This window comes from Kitasatospora sp. NPDC093558, from assembly GCF_040683475.1.
In the GTDB taxonomy this organism is placed as follows: domain Bacteria; phylum Actinomycetota; class Actinomycetes; order Streptomycetales; family Streptomycetaceae; genus Kitasatospora.
Map to the genome: position 1 here is coordinate 1 of NZ_JBFBDY010000069.1, position 22781 is coordinate 22781.

At 70.9% G+C, this 22781-nt stretch carries 24 protein-coding genes, 2 tRNA genes and 1 pseudogene; 12 read left to right on the forward strand and 15 right to left on the reverse strand.

Annotated features, from left to right (window positions below):
* Nucleotides 1-148: 148 nt before the first annotated feature.
* From AB0O00_RS10325 to AB0O00_RS10360, 8 genes are all read right to left on the reverse strand, one after another.
* The gene (locus tag AB0O00_RS10325) at nt 149-1087 is read right to left on the reverse strand and encodes a hypothetical protein (RefSeq protein WP_363650134.1); all 939 of its coding nucleotides are present in this window, start codon (nt 1085-1087) and stop codon (nt 149-151) included.
* Entirely contained in the window at nt 1077-1598 is a 522-nt protein-coding gene (locus AB0O00_RS10330) for a SigE family RNA polymerase sigma factor (protein WP_363650136.1), read from the reverse strand. The genes AB0O00_RS10325 and AB0O00_RS10330 overlap by 11 nt, the downstream gene beginning before the upstream one ends.
* Before the next feature lie 132 nt (nt 1599-1730).
* The gene (locus AB0O00_RS10335; protein WP_363650137.1) at nt 1731-2051 is read right to left on the reverse strand and encodes a hypothetical protein; all 321 of its coding nucleotides are present in this window, start codon (nt 2049-2051) and stop codon (nt 1731-1733) included.
* Between the two features lie 145 nt (nt 2052-2196).
* The gene (gene pth / locus AB0O00_RS10340) at nt 2197-2778 is read right to left on the reverse strand and encodes an aminoacyl-tRNA hydrolase (RefSeq protein ID WP_363650139.1); all 582 of its coding nucleotides are present in this window, start codon (nt 2776-2778) and stop codon (nt 2197-2199) included.
* Nucleotides 2779-2889: 111 nt separating this feature from the next.
* On the reverse strand, nt 2890-3477 hold the full coding sequence (locus tag AB0O00_RS10345; protein ID WP_363650141.1) for a 50S ribosomal protein L25/general stress protein Ctc: 588 nt from the start codon (nt 3475-3477) through the stop codon (nt 2890-2892).
* A 333-nt stretch (nt 3478-3810) separates the two neighbouring features.
* Nucleotides 3811-4788 (reverse strand): ribose-phosphate diphosphokinase, encoded by a 978-nt coding sequence (locus AB0O00_RS10350; RefSeq protein WP_363650143.1) that lies wholly within the window; start codon nt 4786-4788, stop codon nt 3811-3813.
* A gap of 203 nt (nt 4789-4991) precedes the next feature.
* Nucleotides 4992-6446, reverse strand: a complete 1455-nt coding sequence (gene glmU, locus AB0O00_RS10355; RefSeq protein WP_363650145.1) for a bifunctional UDP-N-acetylglucosamine diphosphorylase/glucosamine-1-phosphate N-acetyltransferase GlmU — start codon at nt 6444-6446, stop codon at nt 4992-4994.
* Nucleotides 6447-6601: 155 nt separating this feature from the next.
* A tRNA-Gln gene (locus AB0O00_RS10360) sits at nt 6602-6672 on the reverse strand.
* Between the two features lie 290 nt (nt 6673-6962).
* Between AB0O00_RS10360 and AB0O00_RS10365 the strand changes: the two genes are divergently transcribed.
* Both AB0O00_RS10365 and AB0O00_RS10370 read left to right on the forward strand, forming a co-directional pair.
* Complete coding sequence (locus tag AB0O00_RS10365; RefSeq protein ID WP_363650147.1) at nt 6963-7946, forward strand: acyl-CoA desaturase; 984 nt, start codon at nt 6963-6965, stop codon at nt 7944-7946.
* A gap of 191 nt (nt 7947-8137) precedes the next feature.
* Entirely contained in the window at nt 8138-8740 is a 603-nt protein-coding gene (locus tag AB0O00_RS10370; protein ID WP_363650149.1) for a TetR/AcrR family transcriptional regulator, read from the forward strand.
* Between the two features lie 21 nt (nt 8741-8761).
* On the opposite strand, the gene AB0O00_RS10375 is transcribed toward AB0O00_RS10370, so the two are convergent.
* Nucleotides 8762-9553, reverse strand: a complete 792-nt coding sequence (locus AB0O00_RS10375; RefSeq protein ID WP_363650151.1) for a methyltransferase domain-containing protein — start codon at nt 9551-9553, stop codon at nt 8762-8764.
* A gap of 111 nt (nt 9554-9664) precedes the next feature.
* Between AB0O00_RS10375 and AB0O00_RS10380 the strand changes: the two genes are divergently transcribed.
* Nucleotides 9665-10162, forward strand: a complete 498-nt coding sequence (locus tag AB0O00_RS10380; RefSeq protein WP_363650152.1) for a MarR family transcriptional regulator — start codon at nt 9665-9667, stop codon at nt 10160-10162.
* A gap of 33 nt (nt 10163-10195) precedes the next feature.
* Here AB0O00_RS10380 and AB0O00_RS10385 read toward each other — a convergent pair whose 3' ends face one another.
* The 5 genes from AB0O00_RS10385 to AB0O00_RS10405 all read right to left on the reverse strand — a co-directional run bounded on the left by AB0O00_RS10385 (nt 10196) and on the right by AB0O00_RS10405 (nt 14089).
* Nucleotides 10196-11113 (reverse strand): response regulator transcription factor, encoded by a 918-nt coding sequence (locus AB0O00_RS10385; protein WP_363650154.1) that lies wholly within the window; start codon nt 11111-11113, stop codon nt 10196-10198.
* Nucleotides 11114-11528: 415 nt separating this feature from the next.
* Complete coding sequence (gene galE, locus AB0O00_RS10390) at nt 11529-12491, reverse strand: UDP-glucose 4-epimerase GalE (RefSeq protein WP_363650156.1); 963 nt, start codon at nt 12489-12491, stop codon at nt 11529-11531.
* 131 nt (nt 12492-12622) lie between these two features.
* Nucleotides 12623-13291 carry a LuxR C-terminal-related transcriptional regulator gene (locus AB0O00_RS10395; RefSeq protein ID WP_363650158.1) on the reverse strand — a complete coding sequence of 223 codons (669 nt, stop codon included), beginning with the start codon at nt 13289-13291 and terminating at the stop codon, nt 12623-12625.
* A 172-nt stretch (nt 13292-13463) separates the two neighbouring features.
* Nucleotides 13464-13536, reverse strand: a tRNA-Thr gene (locus AB0O00_RS10400).
* A 97-nt stretch (nt 13537-13633) separates the two neighbouring features.
* Nucleotides 13634-14089: a helix-turn-helix domain-containing protein gene (locus tag AB0O00_RS10405; RefSeq protein WP_363650160.1), complete on the reverse strand. Its 456-nt coding sequence runs from the start codon at nt 14087-14089 to the stop codon at nt 13634-13636.
* A gap of 149 nt (nt 14090-14238) precedes the next feature.
* On the opposite strand from AB0O00_RS10405, the gene AB0O00_RS10410 reads away from it, so the two are divergent.
* Nucleotides 14239-14835: a flavodoxin family protein gene (locus AB0O00_RS10410; RefSeq protein WP_363650162.1), complete on the forward strand. Its 597-nt coding sequence runs from the start codon at nt 14239-14241 to the stop codon at nt 14833-14835.
* A gap of 17 nt (nt 14836-14852) precedes the next feature.
* Here AB0O00_RS10410 and AB0O00_RS10415 read toward each other — a convergent pair whose 3' ends face one another.
* A complete protein-coding gene (locus AB0O00_RS10415) occupies nt 14853-16172 on the reverse strand; it encodes an MFS transporter (protein ID WP_363650164.1) in 1320 nt (439 codons plus the stop codon).
* Nucleotides 16173-16344: 172 nt separating this feature from the next.
* Between AB0O00_RS10415 and AB0O00_RS10420 the strand changes: the two genes are divergently transcribed.
* The 8 genes and pseudogenes from AB0O00_RS10420 to AB0O00_RS10455 form a co-directional block, all read left to right on the forward strand.
* Nucleotides 16345-16770 (forward strand): type VII secretion target, encoded by a 426-nt coding sequence (locus tag AB0O00_RS10420; RefSeq protein ID WP_363650166.1) that lies wholly within the window; start codon nt 16345-16347, stop codon nt 16768-16770.
* 3 nt (nt 16771-16773) lie between these two features.
* Entirely contained in the window at nt 16774-18510 is a 1737-nt protein-coding gene (locus AB0O00_RS10425) for an alpha/beta hydrolase (protein ID WP_363650168.1), read from the forward strand.
* The gene (locus AB0O00_RS10430; protein WP_363650170.1) at nt 18507-19103 is read left to right on the forward strand and encodes a hypothetical protein; all 597 of its coding nucleotides are present in this window, start codon (nt 18507-18509) and stop codon (nt 19101-19103) included. The genes AB0O00_RS10425 and AB0O00_RS10430 overlap by 4 nt, the downstream gene beginning before the upstream one ends.
* Nucleotides 19104-19111: 8 nt before the next feature.
* Nucleotides 19112-19594, forward strand: a complete 483-nt coding sequence (locus AB0O00_RS10435) for a hypothetical protein (RefSeq protein WP_363650172.1) — start codon at nt 19112-19114, stop codon at nt 19592-19594.
* Nucleotides 19595-19873: 279 nt separating this feature from the next.
* Nucleotides 19874-20746, forward strand: a complete 873-nt coding sequence (locus AB0O00_RS10440; RefSeq protein ID WP_363650173.1) for an alpha/beta hydrolase — start codon at nt 19874-19876, stop codon at nt 20744-20746.
* A 137-nt stretch (nt 20747-20883) separates the two neighbouring features.
* Nucleotides 20884-21300, forward strand: coding sequence for a hypothetical protein (locus AB0O00_RS10445; protein ID WP_363650175.1), 417 nt, complete (start codon nt 20884-20886; stop codon nt 21298-21300).
* Between the two features lie 502 nt (nt 21301-21802).
* On the forward strand, nt 21803-22195 hold the full coding sequence (locus AB0O00_RS10450) for a transposase (RefSeq protein ID WP_363650177.1): 393 nt from the start codon (nt 21803-21805) through the stop codon (nt 22193-22195).
* A 14-nt stretch (nt 22196-22209) separates the two neighbouring features.
* A pseudogene (locus AB0O00_RS10455) lies at nt 22210-22781 on the forward strand (IS1182 family transposase); the annotation flags it as partial.

The window sequence follows — 22781 nt, forward strand, 5'->3', positions numbered from 1 at the left end:
CCCCCGTGGGACACCAGCCCCTTCGCGCGTTCCCCCACTGGTGCCCACCCCCGTCGGGCACCAGCCCCCTCACACACGCTCCCCCGCCGGTGCCCACCCCCGTGGGACACCAGCCCTTGCGCGTGCTCCCCCCGCGCCGCCCCGGCCGCTAACGGACCTCGACCACCCTGGGGCCGTACTTCGCCTTGATCTCCGCCCCGGCGGTCTCCCACTGCGGGGTGTCGACCACCACGCCGGAGCCGTCGTTGGCGGCCCCCACCATCTGCAGCTGCACGCCCTTGCCCTCCCAGTAGGCGCGGTCCTCGTAGATCCGGTTCACGAGTCCCCTCAGCTCGTCGGACGATCCGGCCGCGTCGGTGAACCGCAGCTTCAGCGCGGGCCAGTCGGCCAGCACCCGTGCCACGGCGGCGTCCAGGTCGCCGCTGCCCGGGACGCGCATCACGTAGAGGGTGCCGGTCTGCGGGTCTTCGCAGATGCCGAAGTAGCGGTCCCGGTGGTCCGCCGACGCCATCCGGTCCACGGCCTCGCTCGCCCGGATCAGGTCGGCCTGCATCGACTGGACCGGCGACAGCGGCGTCGGCGAGCCCGGGACCGTCGTGCTCGACCGGATCGTCGACGCAGGGGTCGCCGGGCCGCTCGACGTCGTCCGGCCCGACGAGGCGGCCAGCGAGGAGAGGACGGACGACGGCGTGCTGAGCGGCGTGGACGGCAGCTCGGTGGGGTGGAAGTGCAGGCCCGGCGTCCGCAGCGAGGACGGCCCCGCGTTGCAGCCGAAGATCATCGCCCCGCTCCTGGACCAGGTCCGCCCGGCCGACGGCGACGCCCCCGCTCCTCCCGTCGACGCCCCGCCCGGGAGGCTGCTCACGCCGTCGGCGGACGACGTCCCCCCGCCGCCCAACTGCGTCAGCGCCCCCGCGCCGACGGCCAGCACCGCGACCGCCGTCACGCCCCGCGCGGCGCCCTGCCGCCGCGCCCGCCGCTGCCCGGCCGCCTTGAGCGCGGCCAGCGGCGGGCTGCCGCCGACCGTCGCCGCCCGCGCTCCGAGCCGGCGGGCCAGCTCCTCCTCGAACCCGTCCTCAGCGTTCACGCCCCACCAACTCCCTCACCGGTTCCAGCTCCTGTCGAAGCGTCCTGATCCCGCGCGCCAGGTGGGTCTTCGCCGTGGGCACCGAGCACCCCAGTTCCTCCGCCACCTGCGCGACCGACAGGTCGAGGTAGTAGCGCAGCACCACGGCCGCGCGCTGGCGCCGCGGCAACGCGCCCAGCGCGACCGCCAACTCCTCGTCCCGCTCGGCCTCCTGGGCCGCCGGCCCGTCCGGCAGCGCCGAGGTCAGCACCTCGCGCCTGGTCCGGCGCCACCGCGAGACGTGCGTGCGGACCATCGTCCGGCGCACGTACCTCTCGGTCGCCGCCGGTTCCCGGATCGCCGACCGTTTCGCGTACACCCGCGCCAACGCGTCGTGCAGAAGGTCCCGGGCGTCGTGGACGTCCCCGGTGATCAGGAAGGCACCACGCAGCAACGCCTGGTACCGCGCCGCGACGAACTCGTCGAACGGGTCCCCGTCGACGCCCCCCGGGCCCATCGATTCGCGCTTCATACCCACAGGACGCCCCGCCCGCCGGAAACGGATGACAAGTCCGCGCCCGGATTCCGGGCACGCGAAGGGGCCGGGGCCCACGTGTGTGGACCCCGGCCCCGAAGCCGCGCTGTTCCTCTTACACCGTTCCCCTTATTGGGGCGATCCGCCCGCGCGGTGGCGCTTCAGCCACAGCGCGGCGCCGCCGGCCACCACGACGAGACCGCCGCCGACCGCCAGCAGCCCGGCGTCCGGCCCGACCGAATCGCCGAGCACCGGCGCGAACTGCGCCGCCGCCGGCTCCGGGGACGCCCCCTGCTCGGGCTCCGCCACCGGATCGGCGTGCGCCACGCCGCTGGACAGCAGCATCCCCGCCGCCCCCAAGGCACCGGCCGTTCCCACCCGTCGGCCGAACTGCCGCAACCGCATCACCCGGATCCGCCGCAGGCGGCGGACCGGACGCAATCTCCGCATCGAGCAACTCCCCAGGACCCGTTCGCGTACGGGACCGACGCTATCCGATCGCGCACAGGGTTCTCACACCTATTCAGGTTTGGACCGTCAAGCGTTGTACGACTGTTGCCGACCCGGCGCGGCGCCTTGACGACCAGTCACGCCGTCAGGAGTTGTACGTCCCCTGCGCCCGCTCCAGGCCCTCCGACAGCAGGGCCTCGACCGCGTCCGCCGAGCGGTCCACGAACCACTCCAACTCCTTGCGCTCGGTGGCGGAGAAGTCCTTGAGGACGAAGTCCGCGACCTCCATCCGGCCCGGCGGGCGGCCGATGCCGCAGCGGATCCGGTGGTAGTCCGGCCCCAGCGACTTGGTGATCGACTTCAGGCCGTTGTGCCCGTTGTCGCCGCCGCCGAGCTTGAGCCGCAGCGTCGCGTAGTCGATGTCCAGCTCGTCGTGGACCGCCACGACCGCGGACGCCGGCACCTTGTAGAAGTCGCGCAGCGCCGTCACCGGCCCGCCCGACAGGTTCATGAACGACATCGGCTTGGCCAGCACGACCCGCCGGCCCGCCAGCCGCCCCTCGGCGACCTGCGCCCGGCTCTTGTGCGCCTTGAACTTGGCACCCATCCGCTGTGCCAGCAGGTCGACCACCATGAAGCCGATGTTGTGCCGGTTCCGGGCGTACTGCTCGCCCGGGTTGCCCAGCCCGACGACCAGCCACGGCCCCTCGTACGCCTCTTCCGCCATGTCCTCTGCTCCTCGCCCTCGCACTCCACGCCATCTTCCCGGACACACCGCTGCCCCGGCCGCTCCGACTGGAGCGACCGGGGCAGCGGTCTCAAGCTGTCAGCGCGAGGCTCAGGCCTCGGCGCCCTCGGCCTCGGCGGCCTCCTCCTCGACCGGGGCGGCCTGGGCGGCGATGACCTGCAGCACGACGGCGTCGGCGTCGACGGCCAGGGAGACACCGGCCGGCAGGGCGATGTCCTTGGCGTGGACGGAGGCGCCGGCCTCCAGGCCCTCGACCGAGACGGTGACGGACTCGGGCAGGTGGGTGGCCTCGGCCTCGATCGGCAGGGCCTGCAGGACGTGCTCCAGCAGGTTGCCGCCGGGGGCCAGCTCGCCCTCGGTGTGGACCGGGATCTCGACGGTGACCTTCTCGCCGCGCTTCACGAGCAGCAGGTCGACGTGCTCGATGGTGCGCTTGATGGCCTCGCGCTGGACGGCCTTCGGCAGGACGTACTCGTCCTTGCCCTCGATCGGGACGACCAGCAGGGCGTTCGGGGTCTTGAGGGCCATCATCAGGTCGTGGCCGGGCAGGTTCAGGTGAACCGGGGCGTGGCCGTGGCCGTAGACGACACCGGGGACGAAGCCGGCGCGGCGGGCGCGGCGGGCAGCGCCCTTGCCGAACTCGGTACGGCTCTCAGCGGCAAGGCGGATCTCGGACACGACTGCACTCCTCGTGAAGACTGGCGCGGGGGTGCAGGCAACGCGAAAAACCGCCGGGACCACACCCTCAGTACGTTGGGGGTCACTCGGCGGCAACGACCTCTGCCGGGGTCCGGGGAACCGGCACCGGCAGCGCGTCGATCACGGAGCGGGCACCCGTCCAGCGGGCACACGGCATCCCTCGCCGAGCAGTTTCACGAGTCTAACCGCACCTGCGCCCTCCCGCGAAATCGGCGGCGGCCCCGGCCCGAATCGGACCGGGGCCGCCTGCGCGGGCCTTCGTCAGTGCACGCCTGGGATCAGCGCGCGCCTGGGATCAGTGCACGCCTCGGATCAGTGCACGCCCTCGAAGAGGCTCGTGACCGAACCCTCCTCGAACACCTCGCGGATCGCGGCGGCGATCGACGGGGCGATGGACAGCGTGGTGATCTTGTCCAGCTGGAGCTGGGCCGGGGTCGGCAGCGTGTTGGTGAACACGAACTCGCTGACCCGGGAGTTCTTCAGGCGGTCCGCGGCCGGGCCCGAGAGCACACCGTGGGTGGCCGCGACCAGGACGTCCGCGGCGCCGTTGTCGAACAGCGCGTCGGCTGCGGCGCAGATCGTGCCGGCGGTGTCGATCATGTCGTCGACCAGGACGCAGACCCGGCCCTCGACGTCACCGACGACCTCGGCCGACAGGATCGTGTTGGCCTGCGACATGTCGCGGCGCTTGTGGATGATCGCCAGCGGCGCGTCCAGGCGGTCGCACCACTGGTCGGCCACCTTCACCCGGCCGGCGTCCGGCGAGACGATCGTCAGCTTGGAGCGGTCGACCCGCTCGCCCACGTAGTCGGCCAGCAGCGGCAGCGCGAACAGGTGGTCCACCGGGCCGTCGAAGAAGCCCTGGATCTGCGCGGTGTGCAGGTCCACGGCCATCAGGCGGTCGGCACCGGCCTGGCGCAGCAGGTCGGCGACCAGACGGGCCGAGATGGGCTCGCGGCCGAGGTGCTTCTTGTCCTGGCGGGCGTAGCCGTAGAAGGGCAGGATCGCGGTGATGCTCCGGGCGGAGGCCCGCTTCAGAGCATCGATCATGATCAGCTGCTCCATGATCCACTGGTTGATGGGAGCCGTGTGGCTCTGCATCACGAAGCAGTCCGCACCGCGGGCGGAGTCCAGGAAGCGGACGTAGATCTCGCCGTTGGCGAAGTCCAGGGCCTTGGTCGGGACCAGCTCGGTCCCCAGCGCCGCGGCCACCTCCCTCGCCAGTTCCGGGTGGGCACGGCCGGAGAAGAGCTTCAGCTTCTTCTCACCCGACGTCGTGATCCCGCTCACTGCACCGTCTCCTCGCGTTGCGGACGCTGAACCCCGGCCATCCGACGCGAGCAGGCGCAGCCCGCACGCAAGATGGGTTCGGGGAATGTCGTACGCCTGGACACGGGCTGTGAAGCCCAGTGGCGCACGTATGTCCCCAAGGTTACGCGCCCGCGCAGAAAGCGTCCGCCTCGGGACCGCCCCTCGGACACCCGCGCGCCTCGTCAGGCCTCCGTCGTCCCGTCCGTCGCAGCCTTCGCGGCCTGCGCCGATGCGGTACCGGGGCGCTTGCGCTCCACCCAGCCCTCGATGTTGCGCTGCTGCGCCCGGCTCACACCGAGCGCGCCCGGCGGAACGTCGGAGGTGATGACCGAGCCGGCCGCGGTGTAAGCGCCGTCACCGATCGTGACCGGTGCGATGAACATGTTGTCCGAACCGGTGCGGCAGTGCGCGCCGATGACCGTGCGGTGCTTGTTGACGCCGTCGTAGTTCACGGTGACCGAGGCCGCGCCGACGTTGGTGCCCTCGCCGATGGTGGCGTCGCCGATGTACGACAGGTGCGGCACCTTGGCGCCCTCGCCGAGCTCGGAGTTCTTGACCTCGACGTAGGTGCCGACCTTCGCCTTGCGAAGCAGCTTCGCGCCCGGCCGCAGGTAGGCGTACGGGCCGGCGCTGGCCAGCTCGCCGACCTCGGCGCGGTCCGCCGTGGTGTTGCTCACAACGGCGCCGGCGCCGATCCGGGTGTCCCGCAGGGTCGAGTTCGGGCCGACCTCGCAGCCCTCGCCGAGGTGGGTGGCGCCCTGCAGCTGGGTGTTCGGCAGCACGACGGCGTCCGCCTCGTACGTCACCTGTACGTCGATCCAGGTCGTCGCCGGGTCGACCACGGTGACGCCCTCGCGCATCGCGCGCTCCAGCAGCCGGTCGTTGAGCAGGCGGCGAGCCTGGGCGAGCTGCACGCGGTCGTTGATGCCGAGGATGTCCCGGGGGTCCTCGGCCACGACGGCGCCGACCCGGTGCCCGGCCTCGCGCAGGATCTGCAGGGTGTCGGTCAGGTACTCCTCGCCCTGCGAGTTGTCCGTGGTGAGCTCGGCCAGCGCCGCGGTCAGCAGCTTGGCGTCGAAGGCGAAGACCCCGGAGTTGATCTCGGTGATCAGGCGCTGGGTGGCGGTGGCGTCCTTCTCCTCGACGATCGCGGCCACCGAGCGGTCCTCGTCGCGCAGGATCCGGCCGTAGCCGAAGGGCTCCGGCACGACGGCGGTCAGCACGGTGACGCCGTTCTCCTGCTCGGCGTGTGCCTTGGCCAGGCGGCGCAGCGTCGCGCCGGTCAGCAGCGGCGAGTCGCCGGCGGTGATGATCACGGTGCCGTCCAGCACCACGCCGTCGGCGGCGAGCGCCTCCAGCGCCGTGCGCACCGCGTGCCCGGTGCCGTTCTGCTCGTGCTGCACGACCGGGCGGGCCGCCGGGTAGTGCGCCGCCAGGTGCTCCTCGACCTGCTCCCGCTGGTGGCCGACGACGACGACCAGCTGCCCCGGCGTCAACTCCTGCGCCGCCGAGACGGCGTGACCGACCAGCGTCCGGCCGCACACCTCGTGCAGCACCTTGGGCAGCTTGTTCGACTTCATCCGTGTCCCGCCACCGGCGGCAAGAACGACAACGGCGGCAAGCGAATTGGCACCCATGCGGGGAGGCTCCTCGGTCGGTTCACAGAGAGGGCAGAGCGGCCAGGGGCGAGGATCCGCACATAGGCCCTGGCAGTTCGAGGATAGTGCGAGGAAAGTGGCCGAAAAGCCACCCCCTGGCCCGCCGCAATACCGGGCCGGGGCCGCTCAGATTGCTCCCGGAGGAGGATTCGAACCCCCATAAGCTGGACCAAAACCAGCTGTCCTGCCCTTAGACGATCCGGGACCGGCACGCCGGCCCGAAGGTCGCCGGAGGCGCGCTGGGCACAGACTACGGGGTATGCGGCTCCACATCTACCTCCATGGCCGACCCGCGCCCGCCGCGGCACGGTCCGCCTCCGGCGCCCGCGATCGCGCACCGCGGGCACGGTGGTTCATCCATCCAGTCGGGTGAATTCACTCAAGCGCCGTGCGGCGGTGTGTTCCCTTCGCCACGGAGCGCAACCTACGATGCCGTAGGTTACGGCATCGTAGCCTCCACCCCCGCCCGCAGAGGGCCCGCAGAGGGACGAGAACATGACCATCCAGGCCGGTGAGGCGCGCGCCGGTTCCACTGCGCCGCCCAGCGACTCCTCCGACCCGTCCCCCGCGACCCTGTCCGCCACCCGCGGCGGGGAGCGCCAGGGCTTCGCCGAGCGCCTCGCGCTCGCCCTCTTCATCGTCGTGCCGTTCGCGGCCCTGCTGGCCGCCGTCCCGGTCGCCTGGGGCCGGGGGCTCGGCTGGACGGACGTGGCGGTCACCGTCGCCATGTACTTCCTCACCTGCCACGGCATCACCGTCGGCTACCACCGCTACTTCACCCACGGCGCCTTCAAGGCCGGCCGCCCGATGCGCCTGGCCCTCGCCGTCGTCGGCAGCCTCGCGGTCGAGGGCCCGCTGGTGCGCTGGGTGGCCGACCACCGCAAGCACCACCGCTTCAGCGACAAGGACGGCGACCCGCACTCGCCGTGGCGCTACGGCGAGAGCCTGCCCGCGCTGCTGAAGGGCCTGTGGTGGGCGCACATGGGCTGGATGTTCGACGAGGAGCAGACCCCGCAGCTCAAGTACGCGCCGGACCTCGTCAACGACCCGGCGATGCGCCGGATCTCCCGGCTGTTCTGGCTCTGGACGTCGATCTCGCTGCTGCTGCCCCCGCTGGTTGGCGGCCTGGTGACGCTGTCCTGGCAGGGCGCGCTGTCCGCGTTCTTCTGGGGCTCGCTGGTCCGGGTCGGGCTGCTGCACCACGTGACGTGGTCGATCAACTCGATCTGCCACGCGGTCGGCCGCCGCCCGTTCCGCTCCCGGGACCGCTCGGGCAACGTCTGGTGGCTGGCCGTCCTGTCCTGCGGCGAGTCCTGGCACAACCTGCACCACGCCGACCCGACCTCCGCCCGGCACGGCGTCCTGCGCGGACAGATCGACTCCTCGGCCCGGCTGATCCGCTGGTTCGAGCTGGCCGGCTGGGTCCGGGACGTCCGCTGGCCGGACGCACAGCGGATCGCCGCCCGCCGCGCCGCATGAGGGCGCGCTTCCAGCATGATGTAGGGGTGAACGGGAGCAGCGCAGACAGCACAGGCGGTCACCACGGCACGCGGACGGACGCCGCGCCCGCAGCGGCGCAGGCCCGTCCGCGTGCCGCTGCCCCGGCGGACGGGGCCGCGGCCGGGGGTGCGGCCGCGCCGGGCCCCCGCCGCCGCGGCGGACGGGTGCGGATGACCGGCAAGCAGCGGCGCGAGCAGCTGTTGGAGATCGGCCGGACGGTCTTCGCGGAGCGCGGCTACGACGGCACGTCGGTGGAGGAGATCGCCGAGCGCGCCGGGGTGTCGAAGCCGGTGGTGTACGAGCACTTCGGCGGCAAGGAGGGGCTGTACGCGGTGGTGGTGGACCGCGAGATGCAGCTCCTGCTGGACATGGTCACGGGCGCGCTGACCGGCGGGCACTCCCGCGAGCTGCTGGAGCAGGCCGCGTTCGCGCTCATGGACTACATCGACACCTCGACGGACGGCTTCCGGATCCTCGTCCGGGACTCGCCGGTGGCCCAGTCGACCGGCACGTTCGCCTCGCTGATCAGCGACATCGCGACGCAGGTGGAGGACATCCTCGGGCTGGAGTTCAAGTCCCGCGGGTTCGACGCGCGGCTGGCCCCGATGTACTCGCAGATGCTGGTCGGGATGGTGGCGCTGACCGGGCAGTGGTGGCTGGAGGTCCGCAAGCCGGACAAGGCGCAGGTCGCGGCGCACCTGGTGAACCTGGCCTGGCACGGTCTCGAAGGCCTGGAGCGGCACCCGAACCTGGTCGGCGAGCGCAAGGTCTGACCGCTCGGCGCTTCGCCCCGGCTACCGCTTGGTGGCGACGGCGAAGATCCGCCGGAACGGGAAGACCGTGCCGTGCGGCCCGGCCGGGTAGGCCTCGCGCAGGAGCGCCCCGTACTCGGCGAGGAAGGCGGCCCGCTGCTCCGGGTCGGCGAGCCGGCCGAGCACGGGCCGCAGGGCCGTCCCCTTGACCCACTCAAGGACGGGGTCCGGGCCGGGCAGCAGTGTGCTGTAGGTGGTCTCCCAGACGTCGGCGGCGCAGCGGGCCCCGACGAGCACGTCCAGGTACCGCCCGGGCTCGTGGACGCCTGCGCGGGTGGCGTCCTCACCGAGGACGTCGCGCCAGCGCAGGCTGCGGCGGAGCCCGGCGAGCAGCGTGTGACTGGGCGCGTCGAAGTTCCCGGGCACCTGGAAGGCGATGACGCCGCCGGGCTTGAGCGCCGCCGCCCACCGCGGCAGGAGCCCCAGGTGGCCGTCGATCCACTGCAGAGCCGCGTTGGAGCAGATCAGGTCGGGCTCGGCCGGCGCCGGGTCGTACGCGCCCGCGTCGGCGAGGACGTACGCGGCGCTCGGCTCGCCCTCCGTGCGGGCGGTCTCCAGCATCGGGGCCGAGTTGTCGACGCCGGTGATCCGGGCCTGCGGCCAGCGCTCGCGCAGGACGGCGGTGGAGTTTCCGGGGCCGCAGCCGATGTCCAGGACCGTCGCGGCGGGTTCGTTCGGCAGGGCGGGCACGCGGGCGAGCAGATCGCGCAGCGGGCGCGTCCGTTCGTCGGCGAAGCGCAGGTACTGGGCCGAGTCCCAGGCGGGAGCGGGCATGGCACACCTCGCAAGTATCTCGACATCAAGATATCCACTTTTAGCCTCGCTGGCACATTTCTCGATGTCAAGAGACTTCACATCGACACATCCACCGATACACTGATCGTCATGGAGGACGAGGTCGACAGGCTGGTCGCAGCGTGGCGCCGGGAGCGCCCCGACCTCGACGTGGAGCCGCTGGAGGTGCTCAGCCGGGTCAGCCGGCTCGCCCGGCACCTGGACCGCGCCCGCCGCACCGCGTTCGCCGAGCACGGCCTCGAACCCTGGGAGTTCGACGTCCTGACGGCCCTGCGGCGCGCCGGCTCCCCGTACCAGCTCTCCCCCGGGCAGCTGCTCACCCAGACCCTCGTCACGTCCGGCACCATGACCAACCGGATCGACCGCCTCACCGGCAAGGGCCTGGTCGTGCGCCTGCCCGACCCGGACGACCGCCGCGGCGTCCTGGTCCGCCTCACCGACGACGGCCGCGACCGCGCCGACCAGGCCCTCGCCGGACTGCTCTCCCACGAGCGCGATCTCCTCGCCCAGCTCACGACCGACCAGCGGGGCGAACTCGCCGGACTGCTGCGGCTGCTGGTCGCCCCCTTCGACAACATCCCGGGCTGAGGCCCCGCTCGATCCCCCGCTCGGTCGACCGGCTCAGCTGGTGGAGGCGACCGACGGCGGCGCGGCGGGCTCCGCGGGGCTGACCCCGGCCCGGCGGGCGACCGCGACGGCGGCGAGGGTCGAGTGCACGCCGAGCTTCCCGAGAACGTTCTGCATGTGCGTGCGGACGGTGTGCGGGGACAGGTAGAGCCGCTCGGCGACCGCCTGCCGGCCCAGGCCCGCGACCATGCAGCGCAGGATCTGCTTCTCCCGCGGCGTGAGCGTGTCCACCAGCCGCTCGCTCTCGGTGCGGTCCCGGCGGGCGGTGGTGAGCTCGCGGATCACCCCGGTGAGCAGCGCGGGCGGCAGGTGCGTCTCGTCCCGCAGCACCCCCCGCACGACGGCGAGCAGCCGCGCGAGCGAACTCTCCTTCGCCACCCAGCCGGTGGCCCCCGCGTGCAGCGCCCGGGCGGCGCGGTGCGGGTCGTCGGCGGTGGCCAGGACGATCGCGCGCAGCCCCGGGTGGCTGCGGCGGACCCGGCCGAGCAGCGTGATCCCGTCCGGCGGCGGGGCGACCGGCCGCAGCTGGTCGGTGCGCACCTGCTCGGCGCGGACGTGCTCGCTGCGCTGGGGGTCGGGCCGCACGCCCGGACCCGTCGGCGGCACGGCCGGGCGGCGCGGCGGCGGCACCGCGGGGGCCGGGCGCCGGCGAGCCGGGTCCAGCGGCTCGGGACCGGCGCGGGCGGGCCCGCGCGGTCCGGGCGGCACGGCGGCCTCGGAGCCGAGGTCGGCGTCGATCAGGACGACGTCGAAGGCCCGGCCCTCGACGGCGGCACGCTCCAGCGCGCGCTCGGCGGCGGCCGCGCTGCCCGCCGCGCCCACCTCGACGTCCGGCTCGGCGGCGAGCGCCGCGGCCAGGGCCTCGGCGAAGATCCGGTGGTCGTCGACCACCAGGACGCGGATCCGCCCCATCGTCACTACCCCCCTGCTCAGACCGGCCCGAGCCCGGGGCGGGGACCGGCCCCGGCGCCCGCGGGTGCGGCCCGCCGTTCCGCCCGCCCACCGGTGGCCGACGGGGACGAACGCGCGCCACCCCCAACCGGTACCGCATTCAGCGTACGGGCCTGGGGACGCGCTCGTGGCGGTTTGGTGAAGTTTCGTCAGGAGGTGCGCAGGTGACTGGATTTGATCCTGGCATGCCGATTTCCGCGCCGGTTTCCGCGCCGGTTTCCGCACCGCTTCGAGACGACCGCCGGGAACGCCGAAGCGCCGCCCCGGAACGTCCGGGACGGCGCCTGCGGTTCGTCCGGACCGACCCGCTCGGGCGGCCCGTCCGGTTGACCGACCGTTCTTCTTACAGAACCGTTCTTCTTGCAGGCCGTTCTTCTTACAGGCCGTTCTTCGCCAGGGTGAACTTCCAGGCGTCGGCGACGATGTCGTCCAGGTTCGGGCGGCGCGGCTTCCAGCCGAGGGCCTCGTGGGCGCGCTCGGCCGAGGCCACCAGCACCGCCGGGTCGCCCGCGCGACGGCCGGACACCTGCACCGGGATCTCGCGGCCGGTGACGCGCTTGACCGACTCGATCACCTCGCGCACCGAGAAGCCGCTGCCGTTGCCCAGGTTGCAGATCAGGTGCTCGCCCGGCTTGGCGGCGTCCAGCGCCAGCAGGTGCGCGTCGGCCAGGTCGGCGACGTGGATGTAGTCGCGGATGCAGGTGCCGTCCGGCGTCGGGTAGTCGTCGCCGTACACCGCGATGTGCGGGCGCTGGCCCAGCGCGGCCTGGAAGACCAGCGGGATCAGGTGCGACTCGGGGTCGTGCCGCTCGCCGTAGGCGCCGTACGCACCGGCCACGTTGAAGTAGCGCAGCGACACGGCGGCCAGGCCGTGGGCGACGGCCTCGCTGGTGATCAGGTGGTCGACGGCGAGCTTGGTGGCGCCGTAGGTGTTGGTCGGCGCGGTGCGGGCGGTCTCGGCGATCGGCACGACCTCCGGCTCGCCGTAGGTGGCGGCGGTGGAGGAGAACACCAGCTTGCGCACGCCGGCCGTGCGCATCGCGCTGATCAGCTCCAGCGAGCCGGCCACGTTGTTGCGCCAGTACTTCTCCGGGTCCACGACCGACTCGCCGACCTGCGAGGAGGCGGCGAAGTGCAGCACGCCGTCGAAGGAGGCGTCCAGGACCTTCCCGGCCTCCTGGATCCGGCCCTCGACGAACTCGGCACCGGCCGGCACGCCCTCGCGGAAGCCCGTCGAGAGGTCGTCCAGGACGGTCACCTGGTGCCCCGCCTCCAGCAGGTGGGCGGCCACCACACTGCCGACGTAGCCGGCGCCACCCGTGACCAGGTACTTACTCATGATGAGACCTCCAGCGGGCGATGGTCCGCCGGATCGGCGGTCGCCATCGGAAACGTGCGAACGACTGGCGCCTATTCTCCCTGCCCTCCCGGGGTGCTCGGCACCAGGGCCCGGACCGCTTTCGGGAGCCCTCAGTCGGACGCCATCCGCTCCAGCAGACCGGTCCTGGCGGCCACCGCCGCCGCCTCCAGCCGGGTCCGCGCGCCCAGCTTCATCAGCACCCGCTGGACGTGCGTGCGGGCCGTGCTCGCGGCGATCCGCATCCCGGCGGCGATCGCCGCCGTGTCCTCGCCGTCCGCGATCCTGGCGAGCACCTGCACCTCACGGCGGGTCAGCAGGCGCAGCAGCCGGACGGCCTCGTCGTCCGGCTCGGCGGCCGGCCGCAGCAGTTGGTCGAAGGCCCCGCGCAGTACGTCAACGGCCACCGCCGCCTCGCCCGCCCGGGCCCGTCCGATCGCCCGCTCGACCACCTCGATCCGCTCGTCGCTGGGCACGTACCCGGCCGCCCCGGCCGCGAACGCCCCCGCCACGCCGCGCAGTTCGCCCACCGGGCCGAGCACGATCACGGCCACCTCGGGCCGTTCCCGGCGGATCCGGCGCAACCCGTCGAACGCCCCCGGCTCGGCCGGCGCGGCCACGCCGAGCAGGCACACCTCGGGCCTGCGCCCGGTCACCAGGTCGGCGGCCACGCCCACCGGCGAGCCGACCGCGAGCACCCGGTGGCCGCGCAGCTGGAGCGCGGTCGCGAGTGCCTCGGCCAGCAGCCGGTGGTCGTCGACCACCACGAGTCGAACGCCCATGACGCCCTCCCGGTCGGGGTCCGGCTCGCGCCCGCTCCCCACGGGCGGGCGGCCGATGACGCACCATCACAGCGCATTCCGTACCCGACCCGCTAGGCCACCGCGTGTCGGCGGCCCGGCCGGGCCGGGAACGCGAAAGACCCCCGCCGTAAGGCGAGGGTCTTTCAGTTTGAGCCCCCATGCGGAATCGAACCGCAGACCTTCTCCTTACCATGGAGACGCTCTACCGACTGAGCTATAGGGGCTTGCCGGACGTTTCCGCCGGGCCGGTCGAACAAGGAAGACATTACACGGCCGTCGGCCCGGAAGGGAAATCGGCTCCTTCGGCCCCCTGCACCCTTCTCAGGCCTCGGTGTGCGCCGCGTCGAACACCTCGCGGGCGGCGAGCATCTGCCGGGCCCGCTGCTCCGTCCAGCGGCCGAGCGGGGAGACCAGCTCCGCCAGCTCCCGGCCGAGCGGCAGCAGGTCGTAGACCACGCGCGGCGGCGTCTCCGGGTAGACCGTGCGCTGCACCAGGCCGTCGCGCTCCAGCGTGCGCAGCGACTGCGTGAGCATCTTGCGGCTGACCCCGCCGATCCCCCGCTGGAGCTCGGAGAAGCGCTGCGGCCCGCAGGCGGCCAGGCTCATCAGGATCAGCAGCGACCACTTGTCGGCCAGCTCGGCGAACATCTCGCGGCTGGGGCAGAGCTGGGCGAAGACGTTGAGCTCCAGCTCCTCCTGCTCCTGCTCCTGCCCCTGCTCCTGCTGGGCTTCTTGGTGCCACCCGATCGCGGCGCGGGCCGTTTCCTCCGTCGTCATGACGTCCAGGGTAGCTCCGCGGTCTCCAATCCACCCTTGGTAACTTTTAGAGACTTGGTCTATATTGGAGACCGCTAGGGAGTCCGGCCCACCGGACCGTCCCCGCTTCCCCTTTCCCCGGCCCCCGCCGCCCGTACAGGAGTGCCCGCATGACCGCCATCCGCCCGACCGTCGCCATCGCCTTCCACTCCGGCTACGGCCACACCGCCGTCATCGCCGAGGCCGTCGCCCGCGGCGCCGCAGCCGCCGGTGCCGAGGTCGTCTCGATCGCCGTCGACGCGATCACCGAGGAGCAGTGGGCCCAGCTGGACGCCGCCGACGCGATCGTCTTCGGCTCGCCCACCTACATGGGCACCGCCTCCGGCGCCTTCCACGTCTTCGCCGAGGCCAGCAGCAAGCGCTGGTTCACCGACGCCTGGAAGGACAAGGTCGCGGCCGGCTTCACCAACTCCGCCTCCAAGAGCGGCGACAAGGCCGGCACCCTCGGCTACTTCCAGATCCTCGCCGCCCAGCACGGCATGAACTGGGTCAACCTGGGCCTCAAGCCCGGCTGGAACGCCACCACCGCCAGCGAGAACGACCTCAACCGCCTCGGCTTCTTCAGCGGCGCCGCCGCCTCCTCCCCGGCCGACGCCGGAACCGAGGCCGTCCACAAGGCCGACATCGCGACCGCCGAGCACCTCGGCGAGCGCGTCGCCCGGCACACCGCGGTGGTCCTGGCCGGCCGCGCCGCCCTGGCTTCCTAACCTTCTCTTCTTATCGGCTACGCCGCCGGGTCCGTCCCCAGCAGGGGCGCCCGGCGGCGTTCGCCGTCCACCGACGCCAGTTCCGCGCCGCACGTCTCCGGCAGCCGCCGCAGGCACACCATCGCCACCACGCCCAGCACCGCCACGTACCAGCCGACCAGCTCCGCCGTCCCGTACGCCTCCGTCAGCCGGGTCGCCACCAGCGGCGTCAGGGCCCCGCCGACCACGCCGCCCAGGTTGTACGTCAGCGCGGCGCCCGTGTAGCGCACCCGGGTCGGGAACAGCTCCGGCAGGAACGCCGCGACCGGCCCCAGCAAACCTCCCAGCAGGGCCATCGCCCCGGCCAGCGCCACGAACATCAGCGGCCGGCGCGCCGTCTCCAGCAGCGGGAACTCCACGAGCGACCACGCCGTCGCGAGCGCCGTCGCCCACAGCATCGTCCGCCGCCGCCCCCAGCCGTCACTGCGCCGCGCACTCAGCCACCCGGCCGCACCCATGCCCACGGCACCCACCAGCAGCATCGGCAGCAGCACGGTGCTCGGCACCCCGAGGCCGGACGTCGCGTACGCCAGCGCGTACGTCGTGGTCAGGTAGAACAGCGCGTACCCCACGGTGATCACGCCACAGCCCACCAGCACCGTGCGCCAGTGCTCCCGCAGCACCTCCGCCACCGGCAGCCTCGCCGGCCCCTCCTCCTGCCCGCAGCGGAACAGCGGCGACTCCTCGACCTTCAGCCGGACGAACAGCCCGACCGCGACGAGCACCAGCGACGCGATGAACGGCACCCGCCACCCCCACTCCCTGAACGCCCGCTCGTCCAGGCCGAGTTGCAGCAGCAGGAACACCCCGTTCGCGAGCACGAACCCGACCGTCGGCCCCAACTGCAGGAACGCCCCGTACCGTCCACGCCGCCCGGCCGGCGCGTGCTCCGCCAACAACAGCGCCGCCCCACCCCACTCCCCGCCGAGGCCGACCCCCTGACACACCCGCAACACCACGAGCGCCACCGGCGCCCACCACCCCCACACCCCGAACCCCGGCAACACCCCCACCGCCGCCGTGGCCACCCCCATCAGCAGCAGCGACACCACCAACGTCGCCTTGCGCCCCAACCGATCCCCGAAGTGCCCGAACACCACGGCCCCCAACGGCCGCGCCAGGAACGCCACCGCATACACCGAGAACGCCGCCAGCAGCGCCCCGACCGCCCCCAGCCCGGGAAAGAACACCGCCCCGAACACGAGCGCAGCCGCCGTCCCGTAAATGAAGAAGTCGTAGAACTCGATCGCCGTCCCGATCAGAGCCGCAACCGCCGCCCGCCGCACCTGCACACCCATACCCCAACCCTGCCCACCCCTCCCACCCCAGCCCCAGCCCCCACCCGAGTGACCCCGGCGCACGCCCCTGAGTAGCGATACTCATGCACGCTCCCCGCGCCCCTGACAGACTCTCGACACAACGACAACTGTTCGAGCAGGACTCACCCTGCAGGGACACACAGGGGGAACCGTGCCGAATCCAGACCTGGCCGCCGACTTCAAGGTCAACCCGGCCGCACTCGAGGGCTGCGGACAGAGCGCCCAGTTCATCGCGAGCCAGATCCCCACCGAGACCGCGAAGCTCACCGAACCGTGCAACCAGGCCGCCGCCGGTCTTCAGGGCTGGCAGACCGCCACGGCCTTGCAGAGCTGCAGCACGAACTGGAAGACGCTGCTGGACAAGCTCGGCAAGGACATGGGCGACCTGGGTTCCAAGCTCGTCCAGACGGCCGGCGTCTACCGGCAGGGCGAACAGAGCGTGTACGCGCATCTGCAAGGTCAGGGCCGTGGAACACCGGTCCCGGCTGAGCCCGATCCCTTCGGCACCATGGTGGTCGGCGAAACGTCCACGGCCGCCGAGAAGTCGCGCGCCGCCTCCGAGCGGAAGGCCAAGTAGCCGATGGACATCGCAACGCTCTACAACGCCAACCTCAACAACATCATCACGGCCAAGACCGCCATCGACACACTGTTCTCCGCCTTCGGCAAGCACGTGGAGTCCTGGCAACACGATGTGGCCGACAAACTGAGCGCCTCACACTGGACCGGGAGCACTTCCGCAACGGCCCAGGGTCGAATAAAGGACTTCGGTGGCGAGCTCCAAGCCGCCCATCAGGAACTCTCCTTCGTCAGCAAGGCGCTCGCCAACGCCGCCGAACAATTCGCCCTGGCCCAGGCACACTTGGTCAACGCCCTCGGCGACGCAAAGAACGCGAAGCTCAACGTGGCCCCTGACGGCCGCATCACGTGGAACAACGAACCCACCTCACCGGACTTCGCCGGCGCCAGTGCCGAGCAGACCGCGATCGCCATCAGCAACCGCATCACCGCCGCACTCAACGAAGCCGCCCACGCCGACCAGGAAATCAGCGCCCGCCTGAACCACCTCGCCACCAACGCGAGCAACGGCACCGGTCTGGACGCCGCCACCGTGGCCAAGGACCAGGCGGCCGAAACCGCCCGCGAACAGATACCCGCCGCCGGCACCGACCCGGGCAGCGTCAAGCAGTGGTGGACCAGCCTCACCGACACCGAGCGGCAGAATTTCATCACCACGCACCCCGACCAGATCGGCAACCTCGACGGCGTCCCAGCTATCGCACGCGACGAGGCCAACCGCCTCAATCTAACCCACCTAGTCGACCAATACGAACACAAACCCAACCTCTCGGACGACGACAAGCGAAAGCTGGACGGCTTCCGGGCAATTCAGATGAAGCTCGACCAAGCAAAATCAAAAATACCGCCAGCATTCCTGATCGGCGTCAGCGACGAAGGTCAGGGCCGCGGCATCCTCTCCTGGGGCAATCCTGACACCGCGCAAAATGTGAGCGCTTATGTCCCCGGGCTCGGCACCACGCTCTCCGCCGTCGGCGGCAAGGACGCCGACCGCGCCCGTAACGTGTGGCAGGCGACACACAATGCCGATCCAAGCGCCTCTGTCGCCTCAATAGTCTGGCTCGGATACGACCCGCCCTTGGGGTCCCGAACCCCCGAGGTCATGGGCACCCCACGCGCCGAGAAGGGTGCCGCAGCCTACGACAAGTTCCTCAACGGCCTCCGAGCCACTCACGATGGTCCGCCAGCACACCTCGTTGCGCTCGGCCACAGCTACGGCTCGCTTACCGTGGGTCTGGCGGCACAATTGCCAGGCGGAACGGGGGCCAACGACGTCATCCTGGTCGGTAGCCCTGGCACCGAAGCACAGAAGGCGTCGCAACTCCATGGCGATCCACACCACGTTTGGGTCGGCGACGCGGAGAACGATCCCGTCAGCCACCTGCCATCCCCACCACGTGTGCAATATGACCTAGGCGCGGCCAACATAGGCACCAGCACCGTCGGAGTGCTCGGAACCATAGCCGGCGGTGCACTCGGAGATGTGGCGTCCCGACACTTCGCCCCAGATCAAGTGTGGTTCGGACGAGATCCGGCCAACCACGAGTTCGGCGCCAACCGATTCAAGGTCGCAGACGGACTGGAGAACTCATTCGACTCCCACTCGAACTACATGGAGGATCCGACAGGGGACTACACCGCAGACCCCTCCAAGCGCGAGAACCTAGAGTCGATCAACAACATCGGTCAGATCGCGGCAGGCAAGTACGACAACGTGACGAGGCAGAGTCAGCGATGAACATCCATTCCCGGCCCATGTGGCACGTGGGTATCGCGGCCGCCACCTTGGCGCTCGCCCTGACCGCCTGCTCGACCGACACCCAACCTGGAGCACCGAAACAGCTAATGCCCCCAGAACAGGCTGTCCAGAAGCTCAACACACTGCTCGACGAGGCCCTGTCCGATGTTCAGCCAAAGCTTCAGTATTGGGACGAATGGCCTCGCTCCAGTGAGCAATACTCCAAGGGTCTCGACGAGCACTCGCTCGGCTATGCCACTGCCGTCCGCAACCGCCACATCATGACCAAGGTCGCGCCAGCCAAATACGGCACCCTGCTGGGTATGGTCGAGCAGAGCTTGAAGGCAAAGGGGTACACGCTGTCGTCCTCAGATGACAAGAGCCAGCGTGCCGTGTTCGCCAGCGCCCCGGACGGCTCAGGCGTTGGGATCGTCATCTACTCCGCCGGCAACATCAACGTGGGGGCATCGGTCAGCCCCATCCCAGTCGTCCACGACCGGGATCCATTCGGCACGCCCACGCCCGGGCCGACCATGTCCAACGGCAATCCCGACACCGTCCCCAATTACAATAACCCCTTCTGGTCTAGCTGAAGGCACCCATGACCCCTGAACAGGCCGTCCAAAGACTGAACGCACTACTCGACGACGCGATGTCCGATGTCCGCCCCCCACTGCAATACTGGGATGGCTGGCCCCGTTCCACTGAGCAGACCACAGGAGGAATCGACGACCGCTCCCTTGGCCACGCCACTGCCACTCGCGACCGCTACATCATGACCAAGGTCGCACACACCAAATACGGCGCCCTGCTGGGACTGATCGAGCGCAGTTGGACGGCCAAGGGCTACACGATCACTGCGGTCAATCCCCGTCAACCCGCCATCTTCGCCTCCACGCCGAATGGATACGACATTGCGATCACCTTCGGCGCACCGGGAAATATCACCTTGACCGCAGCGGTGAACCCAATTCCGCTGATACGCGATCGAGACCCGTTCGGCACCCCGATCCCGGAGCCGACCACCCCCAACGGCAACCTCGACGTCATGCCCACGTTCGATGACTCGTTCTGGTCAATCTGACCCGCCCGCGCACAGGCACCCACCGCCGGCACCGACCCCGGCAACGTCAAGCGGTGGTGGGACAGCCTCACCGACAGCGAGCGGCAGAATTTCATCACCGCGCACCCCGACCAGATCGGCAACCTGGACGGCGTCCCCGCGGTCAGCCGGGACAAGGCGAACCGCCTGAACCTGGCCCGGGCCCAAACGGACCTTCAGAAGCAACTCGGCGACCTCGACAAATCCGAACCCGGCGCGGTGGCGGGGACCCCCTACGGGGCCGCCGAAAGTCCTGATCACGTGGTCTGGAAGGCCCAGTGCGAGGCGCTGCGGGACGAGCTGAAGGGTCTCCAGACCCTTCAGGACCGCCTGAACAAGCCCGTCACGGACCGCGACCCGCAGCCCTTCCTCCTCAGGCTCGACGCCGCAGCACCGGGAGGCCGCGCGATCCTCGCGCTGAACGACCCGGACACCGCGGACCACGTGGCCACGTTCGTCCCCGGCACCGAGTCCCGGCTCGGCGGCGTGGGCGGCACCATGGACAAGTCGAAGGAGATGTACCGCAGCGCCGTCCAGACGAACCCCGGCAGCAAGGTCTCCACCATCGCCTACGTGAACTACGCCGCGCCGCAGTCGGCCCGGCCCGGCTTCGCGCAGCCGGTCCCGGACGCGGCCTACGAGGGGTACGCCAAGGACGCGGAGCAAGACCTCTACAACTCCCAGACCGGCCTACGTGCCACCCACCAGGGCTCGCCGTCCCACAACACCATCATCGGACACAGCTACGGAAGCACGGTCGTCGGTTACGCCATGCGCGACAAGGGACTTCCGGTCGACAGTGTGATCTTCGCCGGAAGCCCCGGTGTAGGGGTCGAAAAGGCAGGCGACCTCAACGTCGACCTGGCGAAGGGGACGAAGATGGACCCCTCCAAGGTGTACGCGGTCCTCGGCGGCCAGGACACGATCACTGACTGGACACCGGGACTCGACGCCGACAACCTCAACCCCCTCAGCGACGACTACCACCTGCGATACGGCCGCGACCCGATGAATCCGGCCTTCGGCGCGCAGCGCCTGCCGACGCAGGACACCGACCACGACCACTACTGGAACGAGAAGACGCCGTCCTGGAAGGCGTTCGGCCAGGTCATCGCAGGAAAGCCGGTCACATGAACCGATCTACGCGATCTGCACGACCCACCCGACCCGGTCGGCCCGGTCGGCCCGGACGAAGCCCATGGGCTGCCCTGCTCAGCCTGGCGCCCGCCACCCTCCTGTCCCTTTCCGCCTGCGGGAGCGACACCCCGTCGATGAACCTCGGGCAGGCCGAGGAAAAGGTCAGGGCCTATGCGTCCGCCGCCCTCGCGGTGATACCGGAGAAGGACACAGTGAAGGTCTCCGAACCCCAGGCCGACAAGGACGCCTGCGAGCTCGGGCCGGCGGGTTCAACTCAGACGTACATGCCGTACCTCACCTACGACCTGCACGGGATCCCGGCGCCGAAGGTCCAGGACGTGTTCGAGGCCGTGCAGCAACGGCTGAAGCAGGACGGGTTCTCCGTCCAGCGCAGAGACCAGGGGCGGCTCGACCTGTCCAACCAGTCGAACAAATTCACCGCCTCCGTCGTGGTCGGAGAACCCGACACCGCCCCCGACACCCTGTACCTGACCGTCATAGCGCCCTGCGTCAAACCCGGCGCCAGCCCCGGGGCGTCCGCGAGCCACTGACCCCGGAGTGCCGAATGCGCCGGTCGACGACATCATCTTCGTCGGCGGTCCGGGCATTGGCGTCGATCACGCCAAGGAGCCGAACATCGACCCGTCCCGCCGGCTACGTCGCCCGAGGCAGCGAGGACACCGGGATCGCGGCGACAGCCCAAATCAAACGGTTCAGGGAGGATCCCACGGATCCCCACTTCGGGGCCCAGCACTTGTACGTCTGAAACAGCGATCACTCCCACTACTGGGCCCCGGGAGGACGCCATCAGGGAGTTCGGCAAGGTCATCGCTGGCACCTGGCAGCCCGTCATGACGAAGGGGATCCGCCAACGCTCCACCATCGCCGCGCGGTTGGCGCTGCCGGCTATGGCCGTCCTGCTGACATCCACCTCCCTGCCTGCGTCTGGCCTAAGCTTGACTCTGTCGGGGATCTTGGAGCTTCCCAGTGTGCTGGCCTGGTCAGTGGGCATGCTCGGGCTGATCGAAGACCGTGTAGTTGTCGAGGTGTCAGTTGTCGCTCCGTCCCCGCTCCGGTGAGCAAGTCCCTTCTCTGACCGCGCAGATCGCGCGGGCGAGCAACCCGGGCGGGACGACCGCGATGTGGGTCAGAGACCGGCTGGACGGGCTGTGGCGCGACGATGACTTCGCGGGCTGGTACCCACGCGATGGACGCCCCGGCATCTCGCCTGCCCAGCTGGCCACCGTCAGCGTGCTGCAGTTCCTGCTCGGCCTGTCGGACCGGCAAGCGGCCGAAGCGGTCCGCTGCCGCATCGACTTCAAGTACGCGATGGCCATGGAACTGGACGATCCCGGCTTCCACCACAGCGTGCTGGCTGACTTCCGCGAGCGCCTGGCCCAGGACGACCGCGCTGACCGCCTCCTCGATCTGGCCCTCGCACGCTGAAGGAGGCCGGACTCGTGCACGAGCGCACCACTCAGCGCACCGACTCCACCCACGTCCTGGCTGCGGTACGTGACCTGACCCGCTTGGAACTGGTCACCGAGGCGGTCCGTGCCGTGCTGGAAGAAGTGGCCCGCACTGCTTCGCACCTGCTGACCGGCCTGGTCGACGAGGAGTGGGGGCGCCGCTACGGCCGTCCGGTCCGACTGGGCAAGAACCCCACCCGGCCCAAGACCAGAATCCTTGCCGCAGGCGAGGACGCCTGCCGACTGCTGGAGCACCTCCACCGGCACGGACCGGGCTACCGCCCCGGCCCCAAGGCCGAGGCTCTGCGGCAGATCGTCGTGCAGAACTACTACCGCGACGCGGCGGGCCGTCTGCGCTGGCGCACCGCTGACGACGGTGGCCTGCCGCCCTCCGCCTCGGCGATCGTCTCCCCTTACGACACCACGGCGCGCTACGTCCGTCACGGGCACATCATCAGCTGGAACGGGTTCGCCGCGCATGTCACCGAGACGTGTGCCCCCGACAGCACCAACGTGATCACGGACGTGGCCACCACCTCGGCCGCCACGAACGACGGCCAGGC

Bases quoted from the DNA above. Each gene is read 5' to 3' on its own strand.
- AB0O00_RS10365 (WP_363650147.1), top strand. From the start codon at position 6,963: ATGACCATCCAGGCCGGTGAGGCGCGCGCCGGTTCCACTGCGCCGCCC.
- galE (WP_363650156.1), bottom strand. From the start codon at position 12,491: ATGAGTAAGTACCTGGTCACGGGTGGCGCCGGCTACGTCGGCAGTGTG.
- AB0O00_RS10405 (WP_363650160.1), bottom strand. From the start codon at position 14,089: ATGACGACGGAGGAAACGGCCCGCGCCGCGATCGGGTGGCACCAAGAA.
- AB0O00_RS10430 (WP_363650170.1), top strand. From the start codon at position 18,507: ATGAACATCCATTCCCGGCCCATGTGGCACGTGGGTATCGCGGCCGCC.
- AB0O00_RS10395 (WP_363650158.1), bottom strand. From the start codon at position 13,291: ATGGGCGTTCGACTCGTGGTGGTCGACGACCACCGGCTGCTGGCCGAG.
- glmU (WP_363650145.1), bottom strand. From the start codon at position 6,446: ATGGGTGCCAATTCGCTTGCCGCCGTTGTCGTTCTTGCCGCCGGTGGC.
- AB0O00_RS10380 (WP_363650152.1), top strand. From the start codon at position 9,665: ATGGAGGACGAGGTCGACAGGCTGGTCGCAGCGTGGCGCCGGGAGCGC.
- AB0O00_RS10410 (WP_363650162.1), top strand. From the start codon at position 14,239: ATGACCGCCATCCGCCCGACCGTCGCCATCGCCTTCCACTCCGGCTAC.
- pth (WP_363650139.1), bottom strand. From the start codon at position 2,778: ATGGCGGAAGAGGCGTACGAGGGGCCGTGGCTGGTCGTCGGGCTGGGC.
- AB0O00_RS10445 (WP_363650175.1), top strand. From the start codon at position 20,884: ATGAACCTCGGGCAGGCCGAGGAAAAGGTCAGGGCCTATGCGTCCGCC.
- AB0O00_RS10425 (WP_363650168.1), top strand. From the start codon at position 16,774: ATGGACATCGCAACGCTCTACAACGCCAACCTCAACAACATCATCACG.
- AB0O00_RS10330 (WP_363650136.1), bottom strand. From the start codon at position 1,598: ATGAAGCGCGAATCGATGGGCCCGGGGGGCGTCGACGGGGACCCGTTC.
- AB0O00_RS10375 (WP_363650151.1), bottom strand. From the start codon at position 9,553: ATGCCCGCTCCCGCCTGGGACTCGGCCCAGTACCTGCGCTTCGCCGAC.
- AB0O00_RS10385 (WP_363650154.1), bottom strand. From the start codon at position 11,113: ATGGGGCGGATCCGCGTCCTGGTGGTCGACGACCACCGGATCTTCGCC.
- AB0O00_RS10335 (WP_363650137.1), bottom strand. From the start codon at position 2,051: ATGCGGAGATTGCGTCCGGTCCGCCGCCTGCGGCGGATCCGGGTGATG.
- AB0O00_RS10415 (WP_363650164.1), bottom strand. From the start codon at position 16,172: ATGGGTGTGCAGGTGCGGCGGGCGGCGGTTGCGGCTCTGATCGGGACG.
- AB0O00_RS10435 (WP_363650172.1), top strand. From the start codon at position 19,112: ATGACCCCTGAACAGGCCGTCCAAAGACTGAACGCACTACTCGACGAC.
- AB0O00_RS10370 (WP_363650149.1), top strand. From the start codon at position 8,138: ATGACCGGCAAGCAGCGGCGCGAGCAGCTGTTGGAGATCGGCCGGACG.